Source organism: Pseudogulbenkiania sp. FW507-F1, from assembly GCF_058781125.1.
The window spans coordinates 187,965-199,011 of record NZ_JBYSWM010000004.1 but is presented as its reverse complement, the minus strand read 5'-3'; the positions used below and the strand labels follow the sequence as shown (position 1 = coordinate 199,011).

The 11,047-nt window shown below is 63.1% G+C and carries 11 protein-coding genes; 9 read left to right on the top strand and 2 right to left on the bottom strand.

Annotated features, from left to right (window positions below; genetic code table 11):
• The 4 genes from AC3WG5_RS04400 to AC3WG5_RS04385 form a co-directional block, all read left to right on the top strand.
• On the top strand, positions 1-594 hold a 594-nt coding region (locus tag AC3WG5_RS04400), incomplete at its 5' end, for an alanine dehydrogenase (protein WP_492567937.1).
• 15 nt (positions 595-609) lie between these two features.
• Positions 610-1,368: a gamma-glutamyl-gamma-aminobutyrate hydrolase family protein gene (locus tag AC3WG5_RS04395; RefSeq protein ID WP_492567936.1), complete on the top strand. Its 759-nt coding sequence runs from the start codon at positions 610-612 to the stop codon at positions 1,366-1,368.
• Between the two features lie 69 nt (positions 1,369-1,437).
• Positions 1,438-2,772 (top strand): glutamine synthetase family protein, encoded by a 1,335-nt coding sequence (locus tag AC3WG5_RS04390; RefSeq protein WP_008952789.1) that lies wholly within the window; start codon positions 1,438-1,440, stop codon positions 2,770-2,772.
• Between the two features lie 81 nt (positions 2,773-2,853).
• On the top strand, positions 2,854-4,233 hold the full coding sequence (locus tag AC3WG5_RS04385; protein ID WP_492567935.1) for an aspartate aminotransferase family protein: 1,380 nt from the start codon (positions 2,854-2,856) through the stop codon (positions 4,231-4,233).
• A gap of 167 nt (positions 4,234-4,400) precedes the next feature.
• Here AC3WG5_RS04385 and AC3WG5_RS04380 read toward each other — a convergent pair whose 3' ends face one another.
• The gene (locus AC3WG5_RS04380) at positions 4,401-5,678 is read right to left on the bottom strand and encodes an EAL and HDOD domain-containing protein (RefSeq protein WP_492567934.1); all 1,278 of its coding nucleotides are present in this window, start codon (positions 5,676-5,678) and stop codon (positions 4,401-4,403) included.
• A 445-nt stretch (positions 5,679-6,123) separates the two neighbouring features.
• A complete protein-coding gene (locus tag AC3WG5_RS04375; protein ID WP_492567933.1) occupies positions 6,124-6,345 on the bottom strand; it encodes an Arm DNA-binding domain-containing protein in 222 nt (73 codons plus the stop codon).
• Positions 6,346-6,360: 15 nt separating this feature from the next.
• On the opposite strand from AC3WG5_RS04375, the gene motA reads away from it, so the two are divergent.
• From motA to AC3WG5_RS04350, 5 genes are read left to right on the top strand one after another with little or no spacing between them, the layout of a single operon-like run.
• A complete protein-coding gene (motA, locus tag AC3WG5_RS04370; RefSeq protein ID WP_008952786.1) occupies positions 6,361-7,221 on the top strand; it encodes a flagellar motor stator protein MotA in 861 nt (286 codons plus the stop codon).
• Between the two features lie 20 nt (positions 7,222-7,241).
• On the top strand, positions 7,242-8,141 hold the full coding sequence (motB, locus tag AC3WG5_RS04365; RefSeq protein ID WP_294863394.1) for a flagellar motor protein MotB: 900 nt from the start codon (positions 7,242-7,244) through the stop codon (positions 8,139-8,141).
• On the top strand, positions 8,138-8,896 hold the full coding sequence (locus tag AC3WG5_RS04360) for an SAM-dependent methyltransferase (protein ID WP_492567932.1): 759 nt from the start codon (positions 8,138-8,140) through the stop codon (positions 8,894-8,896). Before motB ends, AC3WG5_RS04360 begins: the two co-directional genes overlap by 4 nt.
• Complete coding sequence (locus AC3WG5_RS04355) at positions 8,883-10,211, top strand: HDOD domain-containing protein (protein ID WP_492567931.1); 1,329 nt, start codon at positions 8,883-8,885, stop codon at positions 10,209-10,211. The genes AC3WG5_RS04360 and AC3WG5_RS04355 overlap by 14 nt, the downstream gene beginning before the upstream one ends.
• A gap of 9 nt (positions 10,212-10,220) precedes the next feature.
• Positions 10,221-11,015 carry a TrmH family RNA methyltransferase gene (locus AC3WG5_RS04350; RefSeq protein WP_492567930.1) on the top strand — a complete coding sequence of 265 codons (795 nt, stop codon included), beginning with the start codon at positions 10,221-10,223 and terminating at the stop codon, positions 11,013-11,015.
• Positions 11,016-11,047 lie beyond the last annotated feature (32 nt).

Below are 11,047 nucleotides of genomic sequence, written 5' to 3'. Positions count from 1 at the left end.
GTGGTGGGGCTCAACGCTGCCCGCATGGCGATGGGACTGGGGGCCGATGTCACGCTGCTCGACAAGTCGCTCAACCGCCTGAAAGAGATCGACATGGTGTTTGGTGGCAAGATCAAGACCTTGATGTCCGATACCGCCACCATCGAAGAGATGATCAAGGAAGCCGATCTGGTGGTGGGGGCGGTGTTGGTTCCGGGCGCCGCGGCGCCCAAACTGGTGACGCGGCGCATGTTGAAGATCATGAAGGCGGGCGCGGTGCTGGTGGATGTGGCCATCGACCAGGGGGGCTGTTTCGAAACCAGCCGTCCCACCACGCATCAGAGCCCGACTTACGAAGTGGACGGCATCGTGCATTACTGCGTGGCGAACATGCCGGGCGGGGTGGCGCGGACGTCCACCCAGGCGCTGACCAATGCCACGCTGCCGTTCATGCTGGAGCTGGCCAACAAGGGCTGGGTGCAGGCGCTGCTGGACAATCCGCATCTGCGCAACGGCCTCAACGTGTGCCGCGGCAAGGTGACGCACCGCGCCGTGGCGGCCGGGCTGGGGTATGAATACGTGGACCCGTTCGAGGCGATCAAGGCGGCGTCCTGAAAGATGAGGTGAGCCATGCGGCGACCGATCATCGGCATCCCTTGCGATGTCAAACGGATCGGCTTGTTACCGTTCCATGCAGTGGCTGAGAAATATGCCGAGGCAGTATCGGGTGGCGTCGGCGGCGTGCCGCTGCTGATTCCGGCGCTGGGTAGCCGCAGCCACGTTCGAGAAATCCTGGACACGTTCGATGGCATTCTGCTGACGGGCTCGCTGTCCAATATCGAGCCCCATCATTATGGAGGGGCGCCGAGCCGGCCTGGGTCACCGCACGATCCGCAGCGCGATGCCACCACGCTGCCGCTGATCGACTTACTGCTACAGGAGGGGATTCCACTCCTGGGCATCTGCCGCGGCTTCCAGGAAATCAACGTGGCTTTGGGCGGCGAACTGTTCCAGCACGTGCAGGAGGAGCCGGGCTTCGCCGATCATCGTGAGCCCGAGACCGACGATCTGGACGAGATGTACGTGCCAGCCCATGTCGTGCACTTCACCGAAGGTAGCCTATTGCGGCAGTGGCTGGGTTGCGATTCTATTGAAGTGAACTCGCTGCACCAGCAGGGCATCAAGCGTTTGGCCCAGCGGCTCGAGGCCGAGGCGGTGGCCGACGACGGTCTGATCGAGGCCTACCGCGTGCGTGACGCGCGCACTTTCTCTTACGCCGTGCAATGGCACCCCGAATGGAAATATCATGACAATGCGATTTCGATCGCGATTTTCAACGCTTTCGGCGCCGCTTGCCGGGAGCGGGTAGCTGCACGCGCCAAGGCGTGAGCGGGCTTCGGATCCGTTGTGAGACAGAGCCATCGATGGCCAAGGATCTATAGAGGTAGGGGTAGTAAAATGGAAAACCAGATTTTTGAGTGGTTGCGCGAGCATCGCATCACCGAGATGGAATGCATTGTCCCCGACTTTACCGGGGTCGCACGCGGCAAGATCGTGCCAAAAGACAAGTTCGCCGTGGAGCCGGAAATGCGCCTGCCGGAGGCGGTGCTGATCCAGACCGTCACCGGTGATTACCCGGACGACAGCATGATGGACCTGACCGACCCGGACATGGTGCTGAGGCCCGATGAGAATACCCTGCGCCACGTGCCGTGGGCGGTCGATCCGACCGCGCAGCTGATCTACGACGCCTACCGTTCCGACGGCACGCCGGTGGACGTGGCGCCGCGCAACGTCCTGAAGCACGTTCTCGATCTGTTCGACGAACTGGGGCTGGAGCCGGTGGTGGCGCCGGAGATGGAGTTCTACCTGCTGTCGCCCAACCCTGACCCTGACATCCCGCTGGCTCCGCCCATCGGTCGCACCGGCCGTGCCGAGTTCGGCCGCCGCTCATACGCCATCGACGCGGTCAACGAGTTCGATCCGCTGTTCGAGGATATCTACGACTACTGTCATGCGCAGGAACTCGAGGTGGACACGCTGATCCACGAGGTTGGCACGGCGCAGATGGAGATCAACTTTCTGCATGGCAACCCGCTGGAGCTGGCCGATCAGGTGTTCCTGTTCAAGCGCACCGTGCGCGAGGCGGCGTTCCGTCACAATATGTACGCCACCTTCATGGCCAAACCGATGGAAAACGAGCCGGGCAGCGCCATGCACATCCATCAGAGCCTGAAGGATAAAAAGACCGGCCAGAACGTGTTTTCTAACGAGGACGGTACGCCGTCGGAGCTATTTTTCCACTTTATCGGCGGGCTGCAGAAGTACGTGCCGCAGGTGATGCCGCTGTTCGCGCCCTACGTGAATTCGTTCCGCCGCCTGTCGCGCTACACCGCGGCACCGACCAATGTCGAGTGGGGCTACGACAACCGTACCGTTGGCCTGCGCGTGCCGCATTCCTCGCCTAAGGCGCGCCGCGTGGAAAACCGCGTGCCCGGTGTCGATGCCAACCCCTACATCGCCATGGCGGCCACACTGGCCTGCGGCTACCTCGGCATTGTCAACAAGATCCAGCCAATGGAGCCGCGCCAGACCGACGCTTACGAGCTGCCGTACCAGTTCCCGCATTCTTCGGAGGAGTCGCTGGTGGCGTTGCGCAACTGTCACGAAATCGCCGAGGTGCTGGGCCATCGCTTCGTCAAGATGTACCTGGCGATGAAGGAAAAGGAGTATGCCGAGTACTTCCGCGTGATCAGCCCGTGGGAGCGCAAGTTCCTGCTGCTGCACGTGTAGCGAGCACAACGGGTTGGCCAAGTCTTCGGCCAACGTTGGGCCGGCGTGAACGGCCGGCGCCACCGCATTGGGAGGAATCCTATGCAGAGCGAACGTACCACCGAACAATGGCGTGCGCTGGATGCCGCGCATCACCTGCACCCGTTCACCGACACCGAGTCGCTGAACCAGCAGGGCGCCCGCGTGATCACCAAAGCCGACGGCGTGTTCCTGTGGGATTCGGACGGCAACAAGATCCTCGACGGCATGGCCGGCCTGTGGTGCGTCAACATCGGCTATGGGCGCAAGGATTTGTCCGAGGTGGCCAGGCGTCAGATGGACGAGCTGGCCTACTACAACACCTTCTTCAAGACCACTCACCCGGCCGTGGTGGAGCTGTCGCACTTGCTGTCACAGGTCGCGCCTGAAGGATTCAGCCGCATCTTCTACACCAACTCCGGCTCCGAGTCGGTCGACACCATGATCCGCATGGTGCGCCGCTACTGGGACGTCAAGGGCAAGCCCGGGAAGAAGACGCTGATCGGGCGCTGGAACGGCTACCACGGCTCCACCATTGGCGGTGCCAGCCTGGGGGGCATGAGTTACATGCACCAACAGGGCGATCTGCCGATTCCCGGTATCGAGCACGTGGAGCAGCCGTGGTGGTACCGGTACGGCCAGGGCATGACGCCGGAGGCGTTCGGCGTGGTGGCGGCGCGCTGGGTGGAAGAAAAAATTCTCGAGCTTGGGCCGGACAAGGTGGCGGCCTTCGTCGGCGAACCGATCCAGGGGGCCGGCGGGGTGATCATTCCGCCGTCGACTTATTGGCCGGAAGTCGAGCGCATTTGCCGCCGGTACGACGTGCTGCTGGTGGCCGACGAGGTGATCTGCGGTTTCGGCCGCACCGGGGAGTGGTTCGGCCACCAGTTGTTTGGCTTTAAGCCGGACCTGTTCACCGCCGCCAAGGGCTTGTCGTCCGGCTACCTGCCGATCGGCGCGGTATTCGTCGGCGACAAGGTGGCGCAAGGGTTGGCCGAAGGCGGCGATTTCAACCATGGTTTCACCTATTCGGGTCATCCGGTCGCGGCGGCGGTGGCGCACGCCAACGTCAAGGCGTTGCGCGACGAGGGCATCATCGACCGCGTCAAACACGACACCGGTCCCTATATGCAGCAGCGCTGGCGCGAGGCGTTCGGAGGCTTCGCCCACGTCGACGACGTGCGTGGCGTCGGCCTGATCCAGGCCTTCACGCTGGTGAAGGACAAGGCCACCCACGAGCTGTTTCCCAACTGGGGCGAGGTGGGCACGATCTGCCGCGACATCTTCTTCCGCCACAATCTGATCATGCGCGCCTGCGGCGACCACATGGTGGCGGCACCGCCGCTGGTGATCAGCAAGGCCGAGATCGACCAGCTGATCGACACGGCGGTGCAGTGTGTCACCGAGTGCGAGGCGGTGCTGCGCCAGCGCGGGCTGGTCTGACCACGGTGTTGGGATGAGGAGGGCGTGCCGCCACGGGAAGTGGTTGCACGTGAACGGATGGTGAGCTCAGCGTCGCCGGCAGGGAGGGTAAGGCAGGGGAAAAAAAGGGAAAGCACATCGGGTGCTTTCCCTTTTTTGACTGACACATCGGAGGAGCTGCCGTCGGGCTAAACCCCCTCCACGTTGTTCTGTGCGTCGCTTTCCTTGAGCACCTCCTGCGCCCAGACCACGGCATCCAGGTAGATGCCGGTGACTTGCTCCAGGCTGACGCGCTGCGATTCGCCGAGGCGGGCGATGGCCTCGTTGTCATCCTGTTCGCAGGCCAGCACCAGCTGCAAGGGTTCGGCAAACAGGCCTTTCCCTCTCAGCAGGGCATCCGCAATCATCATCGGCAGATCGAGCGGCGCCAGCGCCTCGGCCAGCGTGGTGTTCAACAAGGTGCCGAGCAGCGAGAACATGCCCGTCAGGAACAAGTGCTCGGCCTCCAGCTTGTTGCCGTGTGCCAACCCCAGCTCTTCCATGAAGCGGGCGCGGATCAGCGACTTTTCCATCAGCGTCAGTGCCGAGCCGCTGTCGCTTTCCGCCGTGAACAGCATCAGCGACAGCCACTTGAACAAGTTGCCCCGGCCCAGCAGCATGATGCCTTCCTCGATGGTCTGCACCTTGCGGTTCAAGCCGTTTACCGGGGAATTGATGTAGCGCATCAATTTGAACAGCAACAACGAATCCAGCTTGAACTGTGCTTCGATCTCCTCGATCGGCGCGTTGGCGCGCAGCAAACGCATCACTTCCAGCACGCGCCCTTGGTTGGCGCCTTCGTTTTTGCTGGTGTTCCTGGGCAGGGCCACGTTCAAGTAGGAACCATGGAAAAGCACGAAGTGCTGGCTGCCGGGAGAGTGGAGGCAAAGGTCCAGTTCTTCGGCCGAGTTGATGTTGCGCCCCAGCCATCGAACGTGAGGAAACCGCTGCGGCAGCTTTTCCAGCAGGGGGAAAAGCATGCGCGCGTTGGGCGCAGCAAAGTCCAACACCAGGTAGTCCATACGCTGGTAAAGGGCCAAGGCCGCCGGCTGGCTGCCGACACCGGCCGGTTCCACGGCAAAACGCAGGCCGGCCTGGCGCAGGGCGTCCAGTCTGGACATCAGCGCCTCGTCCAGGGCATCGCCTTGCCGTATGCCCAGAATGAAAATGCAGCTGTCTGCGGGCAGGTCCGGTGACGGCAGGTCGTCCAGTGAGGCCAGCGACAAATGAATGAACGCGCGCCGGTAGGCCAGCAGCCGGAACACGTTCATGTTGCGGAGGGTGGTGAGCAGCAGCCGGTCGAAGGCGCGCTTGTGAGCCGCGGTTTTGGTGCTGTCCTGGCTGCCCTTGACGATGAATTCATAGGCGACAACGCGCTGGTCCTTGTCCTGCACCGGATGGTGCGAGACGAAACCCAGCGTTTGCACGTGATGGAGCGGGGCCGGGGCGTGGGCCCCATCCAGAACACGAGCGGGAGGCGCAGTGGGTGATGTGCTTGCCGGCCCTGGTTCGATGCCAGGGGCTGATTGCTTATCCTTGCCAAGCAGGCCGCCAAACAGTTGCTTCAGCATTTGGCATTCTCCAATGCGTCATTTATTACCGACTTTTACAATAATGTCATCGCTGTATCAAGTATTTCGGTTGAAAATACGGAACAATCGTCAACTTGTCTGATCGGGGCTTTAGGCGGGTGGCGCTGACGAACCCGTTTCGGGTGGCGGTGGCCGTGTTGAATGCGGGTCCCGCCTCGTCGCCTTTGCATCAACGAGGTCGGGGAATGGCACTCCCGTTGGGGTGATGTCTGCCGCGTGCGGACGGTGCGACCCCTGTGCGCGATCTGGCACGCCACCGTGGGGCGACCGCCCGGTAAGGTCATGCGTCGCGGCGCCGGGGTGCGCGCTGCGCAGCATTCCCGTTGGCGATATCTGCCCGAATTTCTTCACGCCTTTGTCTTGCCTCGGCGAGTCCAATGCCCGGATAATTGCCGACCGGAAGGGTGTCCAGTTTCTTGTCATGGGCGCTGATGCGACACCCGCCAGACGTAAACAATGAAGCAAAGCCGTGCCCAAGAAAGCCGGGTTTCATCTTCATCATCACAGGACGTGACGTATGTTTGTCGGAATCGGGTATGTCGTTATCCTTCTCTCGGTGCTCGGGGGCTTTGTCATGGCCGGGGGGCATCTGGCCGCCTTGCTGCAGCCGCTGGAAGTCCTGATGATTGGAGGCGCGGCCATCGGCGCCTTCGTGGTGGCCAACGGCGGCACCCCACTCAAGGCTACGCTGGCTGCCTTGCCGACCCTGTTCAAGGGGTCCTCGTACACCAAAGCCTTCTACATGGAGCTGTTCGCGCTGCTCTTTGAAATCCTCGCCAAGGTGCGCAAGGAAGGGCTGATGTCGGTCGAAGCCGATGTCGACAATCCGGAATCCAGCCCAGTGTTTTCCAAGTACCCGGCTGTTCTGCACGACCACCATGTGGTCGAATTCATCTGCGACTACCTGCGATTGATGGTGGGCGGCAACCTCAACGCCTTCGAAATCGAAAACCTGATGGATGTCGAAATCGAAACCCACCACCACGAGGGGGAAGTTCCGGTCAATGCCATGAAAGGTCTGGCCGACGGCATGCCGGCGTTCGGTATCGTGGCCGCGGTGATGGGGGTGGTGCACACCATGGAATCGGTCGGCATCCCGCCCTCCGAGCTGGGCATGCTGATCGCCCACGCTCTGGTCGGTACCTTCCTCGGTATCCTGCTGGCCTATGGCTTCGTCGGTCCGCTGGCCACCATCCTGGAGCACAAGCTGGCCGACGGCACCCGCGTCTTCCAGACCATCAAGGTGACCCTGCTCGCCAGCCTCAACGGCTACGCGCCGCAGGTGTCGGTGGAATTCGGCCGCAAGGTACTGGCCTCGCACGACCGTCCGTCGTTCAAGGAACTCGAAGACCACGTCAAGCAAGCCAAGAACAAGTAAGCCACCCGGAGTGACCACGCATGGCTGACGAATCGCAACGCCCCATCATCGTCAAACGCATCAAGAAGGGTGGCCATGGCCACCACGGGGGGGCATGGAAGATCGCCTACGCCGACTTCGTGACCGCGATGATGGCGTTCTTCCTGTTGATGTGGCTGTTGGGCTCGGTGTCGCAGGGCACGCTGCAGGGCATCGCCGAATACTTCCGCACCCCGCTCAAGGTGGCGCTGGCAGGAGGGCAGGGCTCAGGCGACGCCACCTCGATGATCAAGGGCGGGGGTACCGATCTCACGCGCCAGGCCGGGCAGGTCAAGCGGGCGAAAGAGGAAGAAATCCAGCAGGAAAAGACCCGGCTGGCGAAACTGCAAAAGAAGATCGAGAGCAACATCGAGCAGAGTGCGGTGCTCAAGGCTTACAAGAATCAGCTGCAACTGGAAATGACCCCGGAAGGGCTGCGCATCCAGATCGTCGACGAGCAGAACCGTCCGATGTTCGACTCCGGCAGCGCCAACCTGCTGCCGCATACCCGAACCATCCTGCAGGAACTGGGCAAGGAACTCAACGGCGTCGCCAACCGGCTCAGCATTTCCGGCCATACCGACGCCAAGCCGTTTGGCGGTGCCCAGCACGGTTACAGCAACTGGGAGCTGTCGGCCGACCGCGCCAATGCCGCGCGCCGTGAACTGCTGGCCGGAGGCCTGATGCAGGACAAAATCCTGCGCGTGGTTGGCCTTGCCGCGGCCAACCCGCTCATCCGCAGCAACGTGTTCAGCCCTGAGAACCGCCGCATCGCCATCGTGGTGCTCAACAAGGAAGCGGAAGCCTCGATCCTTGGCGACGGCTTGAAGCCGGACGCCGAAGCAGCTCCGACACCCGCGGCTCCGCCGGCACAGCCCGCCGCGGCTGGGGCAGGCCATTGAGTCGAGCCGTATTCGTCGCTTTGTTGCGGCATGGCTTGCTGCAACTGGCCGCCGCGCTCGGCGCTTGGTTCCTGATCGCTCCGGCACTGCAGCCGCTGGCCTGGTCGGTGTTGCAAGGGCTCCTGGCGGCGGCACTGGCGGCCTTGCTGCGCTTGCGTCGTGGCAGTTGGCTGGCACATGGCCTGTTTGCCCCCGCCGTTGTGTACTGTCACCAGCTGGCACTGCCGGCGTGGGCCTATCTGCTGGCCTTGCTGTTGACCTTCGCCATCGGGCGAAATGCCTGGCTGGAGCGTGTGCCGTTCTACCGCTCCTCGCCGCGGGTGGTGGAGAGGTTGGCCGAAGCCTTGCCGGAGCAGGCCCGTTTGCTCGAAGCCGGCTGCGGCGACGCCAGGCTGGCCTTGCGGCTGGCGGCGCGTCGTCCCGATCTACAGATCGCGGCGCTGGAAACCGCCTGGGCGGCCTGGGCACTGGCGTGGCTGCGCTGGTGTCTGGCGGGGCGTCCTGCTAATGTGCGTATTGCCTGTCGCAGCCTCTGGCTCGAGCCCCTGTCCGAATACGATGCCGTCTATGCCTTTCTCTCGCCGCAACCGATGCCCAGGCTGTGGCGTAAATTCGTGACGGAAGGACAGCCGGGCTCCCTGCTGCTGAGCAATACCTTTACCGTGCCCGGCGTGGAGCCAGAACGCTCCCTCGCCTTGGGCGGCCCGTTGCAAAAACAACTCTTGATCTGGCGCCACCCACATGGAACTCGCTAACTGGCTACAGTCTATCGCCGACCGGCGCTGGCCCATCCTGCCCGGTACGCTGGACGAAGTGCAGCTGGCCTGCGCCCGCCACGCCGAGCTGATCAATCTTTCAGACCTGTCCAATATTTGCCTCTCCGACCCCTTGCTGTTGTTCGACGTGCTACGCGCGGTCGGATCCGCTTCGGTGCTACGTGAAAACGAAGCCGCGCCGACCGTGGAGCAGGCGATGATGCTGATGGGGCTGGAGCGTGTAACGCGCCGCTTGTCCCAGGCGACGGCGCTGCGAGCGCAGGAAGGCAAGCTCGACGACGAGGTGATCGAGGTCGTGGCCGACTGGCTGGGGCGCAGCCGGGTGGCGGCCTACCTGATCAAGGACTGGTTGTCGCTGAGTGGGGAGCACAAGGTCGAGGATTGCTTTGTCGCCGCCTTGCTGTACAACCTGCCGGCCTGTTTCTTTCTGCTCTATCGCAATCAGCTCCCTGACCAGCCGCTGTTGCAGGCGGTGTCGGGGTACTTCGGGATGGACTATCCCAAGTTGCTGGAACGTTTCGTCGAGGCTACCGGCCTGCCGCCGGGACTGGTGATGCTGTTGGGCAGCGGCAGTGCGCCCTCGCCGCGCAAACAACTGCTGAAGCTGGCCGTGGCGACCGCCAACGCGATCGAATCGGGCTGGTGGCGCTCGCCGTGGACGACCGGGATCGAGGTGGCGGCACGGCAGATGCGGGTCAGCTATGACGATGCCTATCGCTGCGTGCTCAGCGCCGCCGCGAACGTGGCGAGAAAGCCGCGAGCACCGGCCTATACCTACCCGATACGCGAGCTGCTGATGCTGCCGGGCGACTACCCGCCACGGGCGCATCTGACCGCCACTACCGTGTTGAGCGATGCCGCGCAGCTCGAGCAACTGATGCGCGAATCGATCCGCCATCTGGCCAACGACCTGCGCTTCGAACGCATCCTGTTCCTGCGCTACGAGCCGTCCGAGCATGCTCTGCGGCTGCGTTACCAGGTGGGACTGGCAGAAACGTCACCGCTGCGGCAACTGGCGGTGGGCCTGGAGCCGGGCTCCTTCTTCGCCTTGCTCACCAGCAAGCCGCAAAGCTTCCATGCGCCGGCGCACGTGAGCGCCCAGCTAGGGGCGAAATATCAGGACCCGTTCTTCGAGCATATCGGCGACGGCGAATTCGCCGTGATGACGCTCTATGCCGGCCACACCCTCAGTGGCGTGTTCTACGTCGACAACGGCAACAGCGGGCGAACCATCGACCCCGATACTTATCTTCGTTTCAAGGATCTGGTGACCCGCTTCACGCATCACCTCTGACCATTTTCCATGCCGCACCCATACCGTACCCTCACTTCGCCTCACAACGACACCCTCAAACACCTGGCACGGCTGGTCCAGTTTTCCCGCGACCGGCGCAAGGACGACGTGATCGTGCTCGAGGGCATCCATCTGCTCGAGGCGGCGCTGGAGCAGGGCATTGTCCCGGCACAGTGCTTCATCAACGAGGCCGCGCTGGGGCGCGCCGAGGTCTCGGCGCTGCTTGCCCGCCTGCCGCAGACGCTGTCGCCGCTGGTGGTGCCGGAGGCCTTGCTGGGCAAACTAACCTCGCTGTCGAGTGCCCCCGAGCTGATCGCCGTCTGCCCGCGGCCGCACCCGCCGCGCCGTAGCGGCAGCTGCCTGTTGCTGGAAGACATTCAGGACCCGGGCAATATGGGTACGATTCTGCGCTCGGCGGCGGCCTCCGGGGTGATGGAGGTGTTCCTCTCCAAAGGCTGTGCCGACGTGTTTTCTCCCAAGGTGCTTCGCGCCGGCATGGGGGCGCATTTCGTGCTCAATCTGCACGAGGCGGCGGACCTGGAGGAGGTACTGGGCGGGTTTGCCGGGCGCAGGCTGGTCACTCATCTGGAAGGCAGCCAGTCGTTGTATGCGCAGGATCTGCGCGGCGACGTGGCGTTCGTGTTCGGCAACGAGGGCGCGGGCGTGTCTGCAGAGCTGTTGCAACTGGCAGACTGTCGTGTACGGATTCCGATGCCGGGCCATGCCGAGTCACTGAATGTGGCGATGGCGGCCACTATCTGCCTGTTTGAACGGGTGCGACAACTCGACGCCAGCGCTGCCTGAGCAGCCGGGGTGGTTCGTCGGCTGCCGAAAGG